The sequence below is a fragment of the Erythrobacter sp. JB1-15 genome (genome assembly GCF_057365035.1).
In genome coordinates, this window is sequence record NZ_CP200295.1 from 2,875,215 (window position 1) to 2,892,960 (window position 17,746).

The window sequence follows — 17,746 nt, forward strand, 5'->3', positions numbered from 1 at the left end:
GACGCGTATGGCAAGCGAGATTGTTACCCGATTTGCCCCCTCACCCACTGGGTTTCTGCATATCGGCGGGGCACGAACAGCGTTGTTCAATTGGCTGTATGCCCGTCATCACGGCGGCAAAGCGCTGCTCAGGATCGAGGATACCGATACCAAGCGTTCAACCCAGGCAGCAATCGATGCGATCATTGATGGCCTGGATTGGATGGGTCTTGATTACGATGAACCACCCGTGTTTCAGTCTGATCGCGCAGGGCGCCATGCGCAAATTGCGCACCAATTGCTTGATGCTGGTCACGCTTACAAATGCTTTGCTACCCCTGAGGAACTCGAGGCGATGCGAGCCGAACAAAAGGCGAAAAAGCAGCCCATGCGCTATGACGGGCGCTGGCGCGACCGTGACCCGTCAGAGGCGCCCCAAAATGCGCCTTTCACTGTCAGGATTAAAACTCCGCAACAGGGGGAGACGGCCATTGTTGACGAGGTTCAGGGCTCGGTTTCGGTAAGCAATGCAGAACTCGATGATTTCATCATCCTACGCGCCGATGGGACACCCACTTACATGCTCGCGGTGGTAGTGGATGACCATGACATGGGCGTCACGCATGTAATCCGGGGCGATGATCACCTCAACAATGCGTTCCGCCAGCTTCCCATTTATCATGCGATGGAGGCAATCGAGGGCGGCTGGAACGAGCCGGTCTATGCCCATGTACCGCTGATCCACGGGCCTGACGGCGCGAAGCTATCGAAACGGCACGGAGCTTTGGGGGTTGAGGCCTATCGCGACGACATGGGAATTCTGCCTGAAGCCTTGTGCAATTATCTGTTGCGGCTTGGTTGGGCCCATGGCGACAAAGAGGAAATTACCCGCGAAGAAGCGATTGAGCTGTTCACCCTGTCAGGTGTGGGCAAAAGCCCGTCACGATTTGACCTGAAAAAGCTCGAAAACCTCAACGGGCACTATCTGCGCGAGGCTGATGATGCGCAATTGGCCAGATTGGTGGCGGAACGGATGGGTGATGGCGCGGATCATGCGCTTTTGGAAAAGGCAATGCCCGCTCTAAAAATGCGTGCGAAGACAGTCGATGAACTGGTTGATGGTGCAGGATTTCTTTTTGCAACCACACCGCTTAAAATGACCGAGAAAGCGGCGAAGGCGCTCGATGATGAGGCGCGAGCAAGATTAGCGCAAATTTCTGCACGATTGGGCAGTGAAAATGACTGGACAATCGACGCTCTCGAAGCCACTACGAAAGCCTTAGCTGAGGACATGGGATTGGGTTTTGGCAAGCTTGCGCAGCCGATGCGCGCTGCCTTGACCGGAACGATGACTTCGCCCGGCATTTTTGACGTTCTCGTCCTTTTGGGACGGGATGAATCGCTGGCCCGGCTCGACGCCGAAGCGTCTTAGCCGCGTCTTTTTGCGGTAAAAATTGGACAGGAGATACAGTGTGGCAGACAAAATGGCGAAACTCGAATTGGGCGGGCAGACCCACGAATTTCCTGTATTAGAAGGCAGCACTGGCCCCGATGTGGTCGATATCCGTAAGCTATACGGGTCAACCGGTGCGTTCACTTTCGATCCGGGCTACAAATCGACGGCCAGCTGCGAAAGCGCGCTCACTTATATTGATGGCAATGAAGGCATTTTGCTCCATCGCGGTTATCCCATTGGGCAATTGGCCGAACAATCCAGCTTTATGGAAGTCAGCTATCTGCTGCTGAACGGTGAATTGCCCAATAGCGAAGAGCTTGACGATTTCACGTACACGATCACTCGACACACAATGCTGCACGATCAGCTGCGACAGTTCGTCCAGGGATTTCGCCGCGATGCGCACCCGATGGCGATTATGTGCGGCGTTGTGGGCGCGCTTTCGGCGTTTTATCATGATAGCACTGACATTTCCGATCCTGAGCATCGCAAGATTTCATCGCACCGCCTGATCGCAAAGATGCCAACCATCGCGGCGATGGCATACAAATATGCTGTGGGTCAGCCCATGATGCAGCCCAAGAACGATCTGAGCTACACGGGCAATTTCCTGCGGATGACATTTGGCGTTCCGGCCGAGGAATATGAGGTGCATCCGGCGATTGAGAAGGCAATGGACCGGATCTTTATCCTCCATGCCGATCATGAACAAAACGCATCAACATCAACCGTGCGTTTGGCTGGTTCCTCTGGCGCAAACCCGTTTGCGTGTATCGCTGCTGGCATTGCCTGCCTCTGGGGCCCGGCGCATGGCGGCGCGAATGAGGCGGCGCTGAACATGCTGCAAGAAATCGGCACGCCGGACCGGATCCCGCACTATATCGAGCGTGCGAAGGATAAGAACGATCCCTTCCGGCTGATGGGCTTTGGTCACCGGGTTTACAAAAACTACGATCCGCGCGCGACGGTGATGCAGCAGACGCTTCGCGAAGTGTTTGAAGCACTCAAAACAACTGATCCTGTGTTCGAAGTGGCGTTGCAGCTTGAAGAGCTTGCGCTCAACGATGATTATTTCAAGGAAAAGAAGCTGTTCCCCAATGTTGACTTCTATTCCGGCATCATCCTGTCCTCAATCGGGTTCCCGACAACGATGTTCACCGCGTTGTTTGCTCTGGCGCGCACCGTGGGCTGGGTCGCTCAGTGGAACGAGATGATCTCTGATCCAGGCCAGGTTATTGGCCGCCCTCGCCAGCTTTATACAGGACCGACAGCGCGCGATTACGTGCCGCTGGCCAACCGGTAAGGTGTAAAGCCAGCGTTTTAGCTGTGCTTTGGTAATGTGAGACGGAAGAGCGCGCCCTGATCGGCGCGTTCTTGCGGCTCGGCGAGCGCTAATTCGCCCTGCATCGCGTCTGCGAGCTTTTTCGAGATATAAAGACCAAGGCCAGAGCCGCCGTCATTATCGCGCCCAAGCCGTTCAAACTTTTCGAAAATATGCTCGGCCTGTTCGGCGCTGATACCGGGACCTTCATCTTCCACCGTCAGGAATACGGCCTCGGAAGCTTCATCTTCGCCAATCGCCACGGTGACAGTGCTGTCTTCCGGCGAATAGGAAATGGCGTTCCCGATCAGATTGATGAGAATTTGCAGCACGCGCCTAAATTCTGCGTTTGCGGGCGCATGCTCGTCCTTCGCCGGAAGGTTGAGAGTGATGTTTCGGGCCTGCGCTCTTACGCCCAATATCCCGCCTGCACGCCGGGCTGCATCGCTTAAATCAACCCGTTCCTGAAGCGTGCTGAAACCGGGCGCTTCGACCACTTCGAGGTCGGCAAGATCATCAAGCATCCCCGAAAGGTGCTGACCAGCGGCAGCAATATTGCCTGCATATTCGCTATATTCGCCGCGCAATGGCCCCGCCAAGCGCGCGCGAATGGTTTCGGCATTGGCAATAATGCTGGCTATAGGTTGGCGCAGAACCGGGGTTAGCGCACTGCCGATCAGGCGGGTTTGCGAACGGTCATCCGCGGTGCCGGCATCGGCGGCTGCAACAAGTGGCTCTTCGGCGACAAGCAGCAATTCAAACCCGCGCGGCGTGCCTGTCCCCGGCCCCGTCGGGATTATCCGCACTCTCCAGGAACGCTCCGATCCCGCAAAGGTGCAAGACGCTCCATCCAGCAAACGCCAATGCAGAGGCTGCTGATGCGCAACGCCTTGCAAGCTGACATAGTCCGTCCATAGCTTTCCGGGCTGAGATTTGGAAAGCGCCACCAGTTCAGCGGTATCCGGCGCCAAACCGCTTAGCAATTGCAAGTGCTGGCGGTTATCTAACCGCGCGTTTACTTCTGCCGACGCGCGGTCAATGGCATCGATCTGCTCTGCCAGTTCGCGAGAGGTCAATTGCGGCTCTTGTGCGCGCTGCCAATTGTCGATCAGCAGCTCGCACCCGCCGCCGTCCGTTTCATCAAGGGGATGAACGCGGGCAAACCCGCTGACCACTTCCTCGCCATCAAAACAAGTAAACTCGCGCGCAATCCGAAGGCCCATGGCCCTGCCCTGCTGCACCAGATCGAGCAGTTCCGGGATTGCCAGAGTTCCCGGCAGTGCTCCGCCGCATTTCTCATGCAAATCCGCAAGCGCTTCATCGGCTGTGACCAGGCGGTCAAGCTTGTCTGTCACACCGCGCGCGGCAAGAAGGGAACTGCGTTGATCCATCGCCCGCGCTCTTATCCCGCTTTCCATGCAGCCGATTGCCCAAGCAAATCAGCTGCTTTTCCAGGGGCGATCTCATCCATATGGCTGGGCAGACGTTCCGCAGGTTCAAGCAGCAGAAACTGGCGCTCAATCGCGGATTGATCGAGACCAGCAGCGCGGAGGCCCAATGCAAGGCGCGCCGCTTGACGTTCGTGACAGGCAAGGATTGCAAGGTCGCGCGGCTGCCCGGTCAGCGCGGCCAAAGCCGTGACGAACAGCGCTAATCCTGCATGATCAAGGTCTAAAGCTGCAACAGCGCCTGCCCGCATGGAGCGCGCAAGGCGCGTCAGCAATGCCAGACGGGTTGCCCCCTCATCATACTCCAAGCGCAATCGCTGGATGCCCGTTTCCAATTCGGCATCTGCGCATACCGCAGCTGACCCCGGCCATGCCTCGAAAGCCTCAAGAACCCCGTGATAGAGGCGCGCAGGCAATTCACCCAATGGCATGGACATACGGCGCTGGGCTTGAACAAACCGAGATTGCGCGGCGAGCGCGTGCATCCCAAGTTCGGCCACCTCAGCTTGTTCAGACGCGATCAGCTCTTGCAATAACGGGCACAGCACAGGGTCCAATGACGATCGCTGCTCCAACCGATAGGCCAAATGACCTTCCATCGCGAGCGAGTAGAAATGGCTCAGTATGGGGCCGTCGCCGGCCAAATGATCTGACAGGGCATCAACCGCGATTTCCTCGGGTTCGTGCGCCCCCGCGGCCACGATCAATTGACGGGCAGCGTCGTTCATCATGCCGCGCAGCCGGGCGACAATGTCCTCGTTTACGAGCGCATGGCCCGAACTTGCCAAAAGGTGCGACAGAACCGGGGCAACGCCGCTGAGCGCACGATCACCACGCGCCAATTCAGCGCGCAGCATCAGCTCGACATGCGGTGTCGCCGGCTGGTCCATGACGATCTTGCCCATACCTCGCCTATACAGGTGCTATAGTTAAGCCCGCGTTAGCCGATTTAATCGCAAGACACAGCAGCAATTGCGGATAGGTTTGTGGCAACGAAGCGTGAGTGTTTCGTAAGTGCATTGCACCCATCGCCGGCCTTGTGAGCCGGAGCTTGCCCAGTTTAGCTTGGTGAAACACCCGAATATTGGCGCAAAACCGTCTCGATATCTCGGATCGCCGTTGGTTCACCCGGGGCAGAAACAAGCGCATTTTCGGCCGCCAGCAGCAATTCGTCAGAATGAAAGCTGGCCGCCAAACCCTTAAGCCGCATCGCCGCAACATTCCAATTGCCATCACAGCGAGAACGCTTCAGCAAATCGAGCTGCTTTTCGGCGCTTTCAACAAACGCGGCGCGCAATTCCCGCAGCAATGCAGGATCATCACCTGCCGCCGCTGCCAGAGTTGCATCAAGGGCTCCATTTTCAAATGCCATAAAGGCAACACTAGGCGACTAAGGGTTAATGGAGGGTTTATCCACAGGATCCATGTGGTATCAGAAGGGCATGTCAAAAAGACAGCATATCCGGGCGGTTCGCCAAGAAGAGAAGCGCAAAGCTTCATCCAGCTCACCTGCAAAAGCGGACGATGGCGATATGCCTGATGCCGAAAATGCCCAGACCGGTAGCCCGGCCGATGACAATTTGGACATCCTCGACCTATCCGAGATGGACGAAGATACGGGGTATTTCGAAGAGATGATCGAGACACCTTCAGCGCGCTTTACCTGGGTTATCCCCGCTCTGGCGATCACCGTAATCCTTAGCTGGACGGCCCTTTATGGCTGGGCGATGCGCGGGGAATTGATGAACGCGGCCGCTGTGGCGCCTGCGCAATGGGTTCGCTGGATCATTGATTGGTCGGTGCCCGTGCTGCTGGTTTGCGTGATCTGGCTGCTCGCCATGCGCAATTCGCGGGTTGAGGCCAATCGCTTTGCTACCACGGCATCGCTGCTTAGTCAGGAAAGCGCGCAGCTTGAAACCCGGCTTACCGTGGTCAATCGCGAGCTGAGCCTTGCGCGGGAATTTCTCGCTTCTCAATCGCGCGATCTGGAATCGCTTGGCCGTGTGGCGAGCGAGCGCATTGGCGAACATGCCGCGTCTTTGCAGGATTTGATCAAAAAGAACGACAAGCAGGTGCAATCCATCGGCACCGCAAGTGATACGGCCCTCGCCAATATGGTGCGATTGCGCGATGACTTACCCGTGATTGCAAATTCCGCGCGCGATGTGTCCAATCAGATCGGCAATGCTGGCGACACGGCCAAGCAGAGCCTTGAAAGCATGACGGGCGAATTTGAGAAAATCCAAGCGCTTGGCACGTCAAGCGAAGAGCAAATCAGCGGTATGGGCGACCGGGTTCGCGCCACACTGAGCGATTTTGATACCGAGATCACCCGTTTGGAAGAAACCGTAGGCGCTCGGTTCGATTTGCTGCAAAACAAGGCCGCAGAATACCGCAGCGAAATGGACCAAACAGAGGCGCAGGCCTTTGCTTCACTGAGTGGCCGATTTGCTGGATTGCAGGGCGAAACCGACACGCTGATTGCGAAATTGCATGACGCTGAAAAATTGGCGGGCGACAGGCAGAAAGCCGCGCTTGAGAAAATTCAGGCCAATGTCACCGATTTGTTCGAACAGGTTGACACGCTGGATCGCAATTCCATCGAAGCATCCAAAGTCCGCGTGCAAAGCCTGCACAAAGAGGCCGCGGATTTCGACACTTTACTTGGCCAGCGCGATATCCGGTTCCTCGACGAAATGACAAACCGCCAAACGCAATTCGAACAGCGCGAGGCGCGCGGCGCTGAAATACTGGCTGAGCGCCTCACGAAACTCGATGCCGCCATGGCCGAGCAGCGCGATCTGCATGCGCAGGAAACGGAAAAGCTGTCTGCACAAAGCGCTGCGCTGAGCGAACAGTTTGGCGAGATGGGTGCGCTTATCAAACGGATCGGCGAACAAGGCGATATGTCGCGGCGCAGCCTGTCAGAAGGGCTTGGCGATCTGGGCAAGACCTTGTCTGACAAACGCTTGGCGCTTGGCCAAACCGCCGAAGCGCTCAAAGAAATAAACAATGCAGCTCTCAAAGTGCTCGAAAACATCGAATTGGGCGTCCACCACACGCGCGAAGAGCTCCCGCAGGCGATCCAGTCCGCAGCGAGCGAACTGGGTGATGTGGAACAACGTGCCGGCGCGCTCAAAGGCGTGATCCTGGAAACAGCGCAGCGCGGCGAAGATTTGAGCGGTTATCTAACGAAAGCCCACGGCGAGATTGAACGGGCTGACAATTCGATTGAAGAGATCACGGCGCGCTTTTCCGAACATACGGACGAAGCTTTGGCAAAACTGCACGGATTGCGCGGCGGGCTGGCGCAGATCACCTCGGAAAGCGAAGAATTTGCAGGGGCCACGCAAGACAAACTGCGCGAGGCTATCACATCGCTCGAAACCGCCACGCAGACGACTTTTGCCTCGCTTGAAAATGGCGCCAAAGAGAAGGTTGAGGCGCTTGCCGCACAGATCAGCACGGAAGCGGTTGAGCAGCTATCGCAATCTTTGCGCGACGAAAGCGCCTCTGCCATCGCGCAAATTGAGGACGCGACATCCAAAGCATCCGGCGCTGGGCGTGAGGCGACCACTCAATTGCGCGATCAATTGGCCAAAGTAAACGAGCTCACGGGAAATCTGGAACAGCGCATCACTCGCGCGCGGGAACTGGCAGAAGAACAGGTCAATAACGATTTCGCCCGCCGCATGGCGCTCATCACCGACAGCCTTAATTCCGGCGCAATCGATATCGCGTCCGCATTGTCGAGCGAAGTGCCAGACACGGAATGGAACGCCTATTTGAAAGGCGATCGCGGAATATTCACCCGCCGTGCGGTGCGCCTGATCGACAATTCTCAGGCCAAGGAAATCTCCGAACTTTACCAGTCGGACAGCGAATTTCACGCCAATGTGAACCGCTACATCCACGACTTCGAAGCTATGCTGCGTTCCATGCTGTCAACGCGCGATGGTAATGCGCTGGGTGTGACCGTGCTGGGTTCGGATATGGGCAAACTTTACGTTGCGCTTGCGCAGGGCATTGAGCGGCTGCGCAATTAGGCTCAATCGTCAGCAGAGAGCTTTGTTGGCGGTTCGGGGAAGATGTTCAGATCATCGGCGCTGATCCAGCCATATTCAAAATTGAGCACAAACAACGTCGTGAGCAGAGCCGCGATCACAGTCGCGCGGATGACGACCTTTCCGGGCCGAAAATTAACGGGCGCGCTTTCTGCATGTCCGGGTGCAGTTTTGTCGCCAACCTCGTCCGCCGTCTTCACGCCAAAAGGCAAGAGGACAAACGCGCTCATCACCCAGATGAGGAAATAGATCGCGATGATAGACGTCCATTGCATAGCGGGTTAGCTCGGCACCAGACCCGGCATCAGGACACGCACTTGCGGGTTTTTACCCGACCATCGCCGCGCCGCACGGCGGGCGGCAAGGCGTGCCGCTTCGTGAACGGCAGCGGGGTCTTGCGCGTCTTTGCCTTTTAGCTTGCGCAGGGCTGACAGAATATCGCTTTGGGTCTCGGCGATAAATTCAGGCATGTCTTCATCCAGAGGCAAACCGATGCAATCGATCACCGGATTGCTGCCTTTGACCAATGCCACCGTCATCAATCCCTCATGCGCAATGCGGCGGCGCATACTGATCGCCTCGCCGTCAGCCGGAGCGATGATATCGCCATCAAGGACAAGCCGCCCATTGCGGACCTGCGCCAAAGTCGCAGGCTTGCCGGGAGCAAGTTTGACGATATCGCCGTTGGATTGGACAACATTATGCGCGATGCCGCGGGCTTTTCCAACGCGGGCCTGTTCCTGCATGTGACGCATTTCGCCGTGCACCGGCACCAGAATTTCTGGCCGCAGCCAGCCATACAGCGCCTCCAGTTCGGGCCTGCCGGGGTGACCGGACACATGGATAAAGCTCTGCCTGTCAGTCACCATCGTGATCCCGCGCGCGGCAAGCTGGTTTTGCATCTTGCCGATGGAAATTTCATTGCCGGGGATCTGACGCGAGGAAAACAGCACCACATCGCCGCGCGCCAGTTCAATGGGATGATTATCATCCGCCATCCGGGCCAGCGCAGCGCGCGGTTCGCCCTGCCCGCCTGTGGCAAGGATCAACACCTCCCCGCGCGGCAACCGCATGGCCGTGTCAAAATCAATCGGATCAGGAAAATTGGTAAGGTAACCATTGGCCTGACTTACTTCCAATATCCGGTCAAGCGAGCGGCCCGCAATGCACACTTGCCGGCCTGTTTCGCGGGCCACTTCGCCCAAGGTTTGCAAGCGTGCAACATTGCTGGCGAAGGTTGTCACAACAACCCGCTTGCCTTCATGCTTGGCGACTTCCTCCATCAATCCGCGATGCACCGCGCCTTCAGAACCTGACGGGTTGGGATTGAAGACATTGGTGCTGTCACACACCAGCGCAAGCACACCGTCATCCCCGATCTCAGTCAGCTCTTCTTGCGTGGTCGGTTCACCAATGATGGGTTCTTCATCCAGCTTCCAATCGCCTGTATGAAAAACTTGTCCATAGGGCGTTTCAATCAGCAGCGCGTTACCTTCTGCAATGGAATGGGCTAGCGGTAGATAGGTGACCGTGAACGGGCCCAGCGCAATTTCGCCGTGGTCATCAGGGATGATGTTGAGTTCGACCTGACCCTGCAGCCCGGCCTCTTCCAGTTTGCGCGCAACCAAATCGGCCGTGAACGGCGTCGCATAAAGCGGCACGCCCAGCTCGCCGGCAAAATACGGCACCGCTCCGATATGGTCTTCATGCGCGTGAGTTAGAACAATGCCAAGCAGGTCTTCGGTGCGATCTTCGATAAACTCCAGATCAGCAAAGACCAGATCAACGCCGGGATATTCGCCGCCGGAAAAAGTCATGCCCAGATCGACCATCAGCCACTTACCATCGCAGCCATACAGATTGACATTCATGCCAATCTCGCCGGAGCCCCCCAACGCCAGGAACAGCAATTCGTTTTCGGGCTTGAAATTCTTTTTCACGGTAGAGGAAATACTCGTTAAATTAGAGGGAATTACGCCTTGGCCTGTTCAGCCAGAATGGCAAGCCCCTGAATGGTAAGGTCGGCATCGACGTGATCGAAAATGTCGGTCGCCTCATCAAACAATATGGCGAGCCCGCCGGTCGCTACAACCTTTGCCGGGCGGCCAATTTCGCTTTTCATGCGCTCGACTATGCCTTCCATCATGGCGACATAGCCCCAGAAAACGCCAATCAGCATCTGGTCTTCGGTGTTGCGGCCAATCACGCTTTTGCTCGTCGGAGCGCGAACCGCGATGCGGGGCAGCTTGGCTGTTTTTCCGACCAGCGCGTCGAGCGAGAGGTTGATACCCGGCGCAATAGAACCGCCTTTATAAGCGCCGGTGAAATCGATCGCTTCAAATTTGGTCGCAGTGCCAAAATCAATCGCGATAATGTCGCCGCCATATTTGGTATGCGCGGCCAGAATGTTGAGCGCGCGGTCCGCGCCCAATGAACTGGGTTGATCGACATCAATGGCAAAGCTCCAGGCGGCATCCCCCTCGCCCGCTTTCAGCGGCGTTATGCCGAAATATTTTTGGCACAAAACGGTCAGATTGTGATCAGCACGCGGGACAACTGAGGCGAAAATGATCTGCGTGATCTGTTCGCGCTCTACCCCTTCAATGCTGAGCAATTGGAGCAGCCACACCGCATATTCATCACCTGTGCGGCGCGGATCGGTGGCAATTCGCCAGCGTGCTTTTACCTCGCGTCCTTCGAACAGCGCGAACACCACATTGGTGTTTCCAACATCAGCAGCCAGCAGCATCAGGTTTCCTCTTGCGCAATCAACGAAACGTCGCCGGCATGGATAGTGCGGATCGCTCCATCCGCCAAGCGCAAGAGCAAAGCGCCATCATCATCCAGCCCCGCAAAAGTGCCTGCGACAGCCGCATCACCCGTGCCCGTAATCAGCGGAGTGCCAATTGGGTGCGCTGCATCGGTCCAAGCTGCCAGTGTTTCATTCAAAGGTTTTGAGCGCCAAAGGGCAAGCCGTTTGGCAAATTCTTCAGCAAGGATCGACAAGACCAGATCGCACCCACCGCCATGTTTGCCGTTCTCGTTGAGGATACTCGTGGTCTGGCGGCCCTCTACTTCGGGGGCGTAGCAAACGTTCACGCCAATCCCCACCACCACGCTGCTCGCACGGCGTTCGAGCAGGATGCCGGCAATCTTGGCGCCATTGATCAACGCGTCATTGGGCCATTTCAATTCGATATTGCTTTTGGGCAGCAGCGAACGCCTCATCGTATTTGCCAATGCCAGGCCTGCGACAAAAGACAACGTGTGCGCAGCATGAGGCTCTGCGTGCAGATTAACCAAAGTGCTGCAAAACAGATTGCCCACCGGGCTTTCCCATTTGCGTCCTAGCCGCCCTCGCCCGCCATTCTGACGTTTTGCACGCAGCCAATACCCCTCATCGATATGCTCGCCAGAGCCAAGACGCGTCAGCAGGTCGGCATTGGTCGAGCCGGTTTCCTCCACCACTTCAATGGTTACAGGTGGGCTCAAACCGCCATGAACAGCGCTGCTGCCGCCTTATCGGCCAGATCGGTAAGCGAGCCTGTCATCAAATAGCCAAGCGGCGATATGATCGCTGTGGTAATCGCCAACAGGACCCAATGCGCAGCGCCGCTTTTCCCTGTTGCGAGGCCAGCGGGTTCATCAAAGCAAATGACTTTCACCACCTTGATGTAATAAAACGCGCCGATAACGCTCGCCGCAATGGCAATGGCGGCAAATGCAACGAGATTGGCGTCAACCACAGCCTTGAAGACGACGAACTTGCTGTAAAACCCGAACAAGGGCGGAATGCCGGCAAGGCTGAACATCATCACGGATAAGCACAGTGCAATCGCCGGACGCGTGACTGCAAGTCCTGCGACATCGCTCAGATTTTCATACAGATTGCCGCTGTTATCGCGCAGCATCAGCAATGCGGTAAAACTGCCCAGGCTCATCACGACATAGATAAACAGATAAACCAGCATCGCGCTCGCGCCCGATTGGTTCGCCACGGCCAGACCCAACAGGATAAACCCGATATTGTTGATCGAGGAATAGGCGAGCAGCCGTTTAAGGTTCTCTTGCCCGATCGCGCCCAATGCGCCGAACACGATTGAGGCAAGCGCTGTGAACATCACGATCTGCTGCCAAGCGGTGACCTGCGCACCAAACACATCGAAAACCACGCGCGCAGTCAAAGCGACAGCGGCGACTTTCGGAGCAGTGGCAAAGAATGCGGTGACCGGTGTTGGAGCGCCCTCATAAACGTCGGGTGTCCACATGTGGAAGGGAACAGCCGCGATCTTGAACGCTAGGCCGGCCATCACAAAAATAAGCCCGAAGAGCGGCCCATAAGCCAATTCGCCTTCAAGCCCAGCGCGCACGGTCGCGAAATCAGTTCCGCCAGTGAAGCCGTAAAGCAGGCTCATCCCGTAAAGCAGAATGCCCGAAGCGAGCGCGCCAAGAACGAAGTATTTAAGACCTGCCTCTGCCGACCGGTTGTCATTGCGCAAGATGGCAGCGAGGACATAGGCAGCGAGTGAGTTTAGCTCCAGCCCCATATAAAGCGTCATGAAATCGCTGGCCGAAACCATAACGCTCATGCCGACTGCCGCAAACAGCATCAGCACCGGGTATTCGGCCCGCATGCCGCGTTCTGTACCCGCGGCGGGGCTCGCAAAAAACTGCGGGGCAACCACAAGGCAGCCAATCGCGGCAAGGTAAATCAGCGCCTTGGCAAACAGAGCAAAACTGTCGACTCGCATCAATCCGCCAAACGCGATGGTTTCCGGCCCGTCCGTTCCAAAATGCAGATCGGGCACAAGCGCAATGCCAGCACCGAACAAAGCGGTCGCTGCAAGGATTGCGATTGTCCGGGCCGCTTTGTCTCCACCCCATGCAGCAATCAGCAGCAACAGCAGGCCCGCGCCCGTCAGGATCAGCTCAGGAATGATCAGCCCAAAGGATTGCGTGAAATCGAGCATCAGTGCGCCCCTTCTGCATCATGCGCTACAGGAGCGGGCACTTCATTCGCCGCCTTGCCGGATGGCGGAAGGACTTCGAGCCGGCTGTCGCTTTGCGGAGCATACAGGATCAGTCGCGCATCAAGCGCTTTGATGTCTTCACGCATCGGAGCAAGGAAACTTTCTGGGTAAACACCCATCCACATCACAACCGCAGCAATGGGAGCAAGCATCGCCCATTCGCGCACAGTGATATCGCCCATGGCCGCCGCGTCTTCGTTCTTCTGAACGCCAAAGGCGACCCGGCGATAGAGGTAAAGCATATACCCCGCACCAAGAATGATCCCAGTGGTGCAAACCAAAGCGACCCAGGTGGACACCTGATAGATACCCGCCAGCGATAGGAATTCGCCGACAAAACCGCTGGTTCCGGGAAGCCCGATGCTCGCCATGGTGAACAGCAGGAAGAAGACCGCATAATAGGGCATATTGATCGATAAGCCGCCATATCGCTCAATCTCGCGGGTATGGAGGCGGTCGTAAATCACACCTACGCACAGGAACAGCGCGCCCGATACAAGGCCGTGGCTCAGCATGATGATGATCGCGCCTTCAATGCCTTGCACGTTGAAAGCAAACAGACCGACCGTCACAATCGCCATATGCGCGACGCTGGAATAAGCGATCAGCTTTTTCATATCGGACTGCACCAAGGCGACGAGCGACGTATAAACCACCGCAACCATCGACAACGCAAAGACGAGCCAGGCGAAATCCGCGCTCGCAGCGGGGAACATCGGCAGGCTGAACCGGATAAAGCCATATCCGCCAAGTTTCAGCAAAACCCCCGCCAGGATCACAGAACCGGCGGTTGGAGCCTGAACGTGAGCATCGGGCAGCCAAGTGTGGAACGGCCACATCGGCACTTTCACCGCGAAACTCGCAAAGAACGCCAGCCACAGCCATGTCTGAGCCGCCGGCGGGAAATCGGTTTGCATCAAGGTCGGGATGTCCGAAGTGCCAGCGGTCGCCACCATCCAGAACATCGCGATCAGCATCAGCACAGAACCGATCAGTGTGTAGAGGAAGAATTTGTAGCTCGCATAGATCCGGTTATCGCCGCCCCAAACGCCGATGATCAGATACATCGGGATCAGGCCTGCTTCGAACATGATGTAGAACAGGAAGATATCCTGCGCTGCAAAAGTGCCGATCATCAGCAGTTCCATGAACAGAAACGCAGCCATGTATTCGCCAACGCGTTTCTGGATTGCTTCCCAGCTGGCCAAAATACAGATCGGCATCAGGAACACGCTCAGCATGATCAGCATCAGCGCGATGCCATCAATCCCCAACGCATAATTGAAACCTGCAACCAATTCATAGCGCTCGGTGAACTGCCACTGCGCCCCGCCAATATCGTAATTGGCCCAAAGCATTACGCCCAGGCCAAATGTGACCAGCGTCGCCAGCAAAGCGATCAGGCGTGAGCCCTGCCCTGCGAACAAGCACCCAATTGCCCCCGCAAGGGGCACCAGCATCATCACGGTGAGGATGGGAAAGTCCATTGCTCTTATATCGCCCCTAGAGCAGCACGTAAGTGACAGCGGCGATCAGACCCAAAAGCATGATCAGCGCATAAGTGTAGAGATAGCCAGACTGTATTGACTTCGCCGCGACCGATCCGCGCTGAACAACGGCGGCAACACCGTTCGGGCCAAACCGGTCAATCGTGCCGATATCACCCAGTTTCCAGAACTGGCGGCCAAACCAGAAGGCTGGCTTTACGAAGATCCGATCATACAGCTCGTCAAAATACCATTTGCGGAACACAAAATTGTGCAGCCAGCCAAATGTACCGACGAATTTGGCCGGGATATCGGGCTTGGCGATATAGGCGAGGTATGCGCCTGCAAAACCAAGCACCATGACGATCAGCGCAGAATACTTCACCCAGTAAGGCACCGCATGCATCGCGTGGATCAGGTTTTCATTGTAAAAGATCGACCCGGCCCAAAAAGCTGCATCATCGAGGAAACTCGGCGCAAACACTTGGCCCGCGGCCACGGCACCCACGCTCAACAATCCCAGCGGGATTAGCATCGTCAGCGGGCTTTCATGCGGGTGGTATCCGCCGGTCGTGTCTTCACCTGCTTCATCGGGCGTTTTATGGACGGAGTGCTGGATATGCTCACTTTCGATCCAGCGTGGCTTGCCCCAGAAAGTGAGGAACATCAGCCGCCAGCTGTAAAAACTGGTAAGCAATGCCGCGGTCACACCCAGCCAGAATGCCATGGTCCCCGTGCCCGTGCCGCGCGCAAACGCAACCTCAAGAATGGCATCTTTTGACCAGAACCCAGCAAAGCCCACGCCAAGGTGATACACGCCAAGCCCCGTGATCGCGAGCGTTCCCAAAAGCATCGCGGTGAATGTCAGCGGTATCTCTTTGCGCAGGCCGCCATAATACCGCATATCCTGTTCATGATGCATCGCATGGATGACCGAGCCTGCACCCAAAAACAGCAGCGCTTTAAAGAAGGCATGCGTGAACAGGTGGAACATCGCCACACCGTAGGCGCCCACGCCAGCGGCAAAGAACATATAACCCAGCTGCGAACACGTTGAGTACGCGATCACGCGCTTGATATCCCACTGGGTGGTCCCAATGGTCGCGGCAAAGAAACAGGTCGCCCCGCCGATTACCGTTACCACCATAAGCGCAACAGGAGCAGCCTCAAACATGGGCGACAAGCGGCACAGCATAAACACGCCCGCTGTCACCATGGTGGCCGCATGGATCAGAGCGGAGACCGGTGTGGGCCCCTCCATCGCATCGGGCAGCCATGTGTGAAGCCCCAATTGCGCTGATTTGCCCATCGCGCCGATAAACAAAAGGATGCACAGCACATCCATCGTCTGCGCGCGCATGCCAAGGAAAGAGATTTGCGCTCCGCTCATCGCGGGTGCAGCGTCAAGAATGGCCGGAATTGATGTGGTCTGGAACACCAGGAACGTGCCGAATATTCCCAGCATGAAGCCAAGATCGCCGACGCGGTTCACCACAAAAGCCTTAATCGCAGCGGCGCCTGCGGTTGGCTTGCGGAACCAGAAACCGATCAACAGATACGAGGCCAGCCCCACACCTTCCCAGCCAAAGAACATTTGCACGAGGTTATCAGCCGTCACCAGCATCAGCATCGCAAAAGTGAACAGCGAAAGGTAAGCGAAGAAGCGCGGCTGATCCGGGTCTTCCTCCATATATCCCCAGCTGTACAGATGCACGAGCGCGGACACGCTGTTGATCACAACCAGCATCACAGCGGTCAGCGCATCCACACGGAACGACCAGTCAAAGCTCATATCGCCCGACTGAACCCATTTGAGCACCGGCACCACCTCTGCAATGGCATCGCCTGTGATAAAGGCGATGAAGATCGGCCAGCTGAGGATTGCTGAGAGGAACAGAGCGCCGGTCGTGACAACCTTTGCGCCTGTATTGCCCAGCGCGCGATTGCCAAAACCGGCAATGATCGACGCGATCAATGGTGCGAACACGATGATGAGAATGGGGCTCATATCCGTTACCCTCTCATCTGATTGACATCATCGACCGCGATCGTGCCCCGGCCGCGATAATAGATGACGAGAATGGCAAGTCCGATAGCAGCCTCTGCCGCCGCGACGGTCAGCACCATCATCGCAAAAATCTGTCCGGTCAGATCATTCATAAACGCGCTGAATGCGACCAGATTGATGTTCACGCTGAGCAGGATCAGCTCAACCGACATCAGGATCACGATGACGTTCTTGCGATTGATAAAGATACCCAGCACGCCCAGCACAAACAGGATCGCGCCGACCACCAGATAATGTTCAATGCCGATGGGTGACGTCACAGCTCAATCCCCTCACCAACGGCCGGTTGCTTCATCACATTGGCATCTTGCGGGCGGCGGCTGATTTGTTTGCCGATATCCTGACGGCCCCGCGCACCCGGCTTGGCTTCACGGTGCGTGAGCACAATGGCCCCGATCATGGCAACCAGTAGAATGATCCCGGCGATCTCAAACAGCAGAATGTATTTGCCGTAAAGCAGCCGCCCAATCGCCTCGATATTGCTTTCGCCGACCAGTTGCGCGCCGCCACTGGCAGCCGCATCGCCCAGCACCAACCCGCCAGCGCCGTAGACACCCAGTGCAAGCCCGAGTTCCGCGAGCAGAATAATCGCCATCGCAATGCCGAGCGGAAAATTCTTGATCAGCCCGGCCCGCATTTCCGCAAAGTCGATATCGAGCATCATCACGACAAACAGGAACAACACAGCGACCGCGCCGACATAGACGATCACCAGCAGCATCGCGATGAACTCAGCGCCCACAATGACCATCAAACCCGCTGCATTGAAGAAGGCAAGGATAAGCCACAGCACAGAATGCACCGGGTTGCGCGACAGGATTACCATCACCGCTGAAGCGATGACGATGCCTGCAAAAAGGTAGAAGGCGAGTGCCTGTATCATGATGAGCTTG

At 56.6% G+C, this 17,746-nt stretch carries 15 protein-coding genes; 3 read left to right on the top strand and 12 right to left on the bottom strand.

Annotated elements, in window-relative coordinates; translation table 11 throughout:
• Positions 1 to 7: 7 nt before the first annotated feature.
• Positions 8 to 1,411, top strand: coding sequence for a glutamate--tRNA ligase (gltX, locus tag AC0V6L_RS13900; RefSeq protein WP_486154776.1), 1,404 nt, complete (start codon positions 8 to 10; stop codon positions 1,409 to 1,411).
• A 40-nt stretch (positions 1,412 to 1,451) separates the two neighbouring features.
• Positions 1,452 to 2,738 (top strand): citrate synthase, encoded by a 1,287-nt coding sequence (locus AC0V6L_RS13905; protein WP_486154777.1) that lies wholly within the window; start codon positions 1,452 to 1,454, stop codon positions 2,736 to 2,738.
• Positions 2,739 to 2,755: 17 nt separating this feature from the next.
• On the opposite strand, the gene AC0V6L_RS13910 is transcribed toward AC0V6L_RS13905, so the two are convergent.
• From AC0V6L_RS13910 to AC0V6L_RS13920, 3 genes are all read right to left on the bottom strand, one after another.
• Positions 2,756 to 4,147, bottom strand: coding sequence for a sensor histidine kinase (locus AC0V6L_RS13910; protein ID WP_486154778.1), 1,392 nt, complete (start codon positions 4,145 to 4,147; stop codon positions 2,756 to 2,758).
• A gap of 11 nt (positions 4,148 to 4,158) precedes the next feature.
• On the bottom strand, positions 4,159 to 5,109 hold the full coding sequence (locus tag AC0V6L_RS13915) for a hypothetical protein (RefSeq protein ID WP_486154779.1): 951 nt from the start codon (positions 5,107 to 5,109) through the stop codon (positions 4,159 to 4,161).
• 155 nt (positions 5,110 to 5,264) lie between these two features.
• The gene (locus tag AC0V6L_RS13920) at positions 5,265 to 5,576 is read right to left on the bottom strand and encodes an Hpt domain-containing protein (RefSeq protein WP_486154780.1); all 312 of its coding nucleotides are present in this window, start codon (positions 5,574 to 5,576) and stop codon (positions 5,265 to 5,267) included.
• Positions 5,577 to 5,646: 70 nt separating this feature from the next.
• On the opposite strand from AC0V6L_RS13920, the gene AC0V6L_RS13925 reads away from it, so the two are divergent.
• Entirely contained in the window at positions 5,647 to 8,250 is a 2,604-nt protein-coding gene (locus tag AC0V6L_RS13925; RefSeq protein ID WP_486154781.1) for a coiled-coil domain-containing protein, read from the top strand.
• A 2-nt stretch (positions 8,251 to 8,252) separates the two neighbouring features.
• Here the strand turns inward: AC0V6L_RS13925 and AC0V6L_RS13930 are convergent, their stop codons facing one another.
• Genes AC0V6L_RS13930 through AC0V6L_RS13970 form a run of 9 tightly spaced genes read right to left on the bottom strand, consistent with a single transcriptional unit; the run spans position 8,253 to position 17,736 of the window.
• Complete coding sequence (locus AC0V6L_RS13930; protein WP_486154782.1) at positions 8,253 to 8,543, bottom strand: DUF1467 family protein; 291 nt, start codon at positions 8,541 to 8,543, stop codon at positions 8,253 to 8,255.
• Positions 8,544 to 8,549: 6 nt separating this feature from the next.
• Entirely contained in the window at positions 8,550 to 10,208 is a 1,659-nt protein-coding gene (locus tag AC0V6L_RS13935) for a ribonuclease J (RefSeq protein ID WP_486154783.1), read from the bottom strand.
• 32 nt (positions 10,209 to 10,240) lie between these two features.
• Positions 10,241 to 11,017 carry a type III pantothenate kinase gene (locus tag AC0V6L_RS13940; RefSeq protein ID WP_486154784.1) on the bottom strand — a complete coding sequence of 259 codons (777 nt, stop codon included), beginning with the start codon at positions 11,015 to 11,017 and terminating at the stop codon, positions 10,241 to 10,243.
• Positions 11,017 to 11,760 (bottom strand): biotin--[acetyl-CoA-carboxylase] ligase, encoded by a 744-nt coding sequence (locus AC0V6L_RS13945; protein WP_486154785.1) that lies wholly within the window; start codon positions 11,758 to 11,760, stop codon positions 11,017 to 11,019. Before AC0V6L_RS13945 ends, AC0V6L_RS13940 begins: the two co-directional genes overlap by 1 nt.
• Positions 11,757 to 13,238, bottom strand: coding sequence for an NADH-quinone oxidoreductase subunit NuoN (nuoN, locus tag AC0V6L_RS13950; protein ID WP_486154787.1), 1,482 nt, complete (start codon positions 13,236 to 13,238; stop codon positions 11,757 to 11,759). The genes AC0V6L_RS13945 and nuoN overlap by 4 nt, the downstream gene beginning before the upstream one ends.
• Positions 13,238 to 14,785 carry an NADH-quinone oxidoreductase subunit M gene (locus AC0V6L_RS13955; RefSeq protein WP_486154788.1) on the bottom strand — a complete coding sequence of 516 codons (1,548 nt, stop codon included), beginning with the start codon at positions 14,783 to 14,785 and terminating at the stop codon, positions 13,238 to 13,240. Before AC0V6L_RS13955 ends, nuoN begins: the two co-directional genes overlap by 1 nt.
• A 16-nt stretch (positions 14,786 to 14,801) precedes the next feature.
• Positions 14,802 to 16,793, bottom strand: coding sequence for an NADH-quinone oxidoreductase subunit L (gene nuoL / locus AC0V6L_RS13960; protein WP_486154790.1), 1,992 nt, complete (start codon positions 16,791 to 16,793; stop codon positions 14,802 to 14,804).
• A 5-nt stretch (positions 16,794 to 16,798) separates the two neighbouring features.
• Complete coding sequence (nuoK, locus tag AC0V6L_RS13965) at positions 16,799 to 17,101, bottom strand: NADH-quinone oxidoreductase subunit NuoK (RefSeq protein WP_486155152.1); 303 nt, start codon at positions 17,099 to 17,101, stop codon at positions 16,799 to 16,801.
• Positions 17,102 to 17,109: 8 nt separating this feature from the next.
• Positions 17,110 to 17,736: an NADH-quinone oxidoreductase subunit J gene (locus tag AC0V6L_RS13970; protein ID WP_486151420.1), complete on the bottom strand. Its 627-nt coding sequence runs from the start codon at positions 17,734 to 17,736 to the stop codon at positions 17,110 to 17,112.
• Between the last annotated feature and the right edge of the window lie 10 nt (positions 17,737 to 17,746).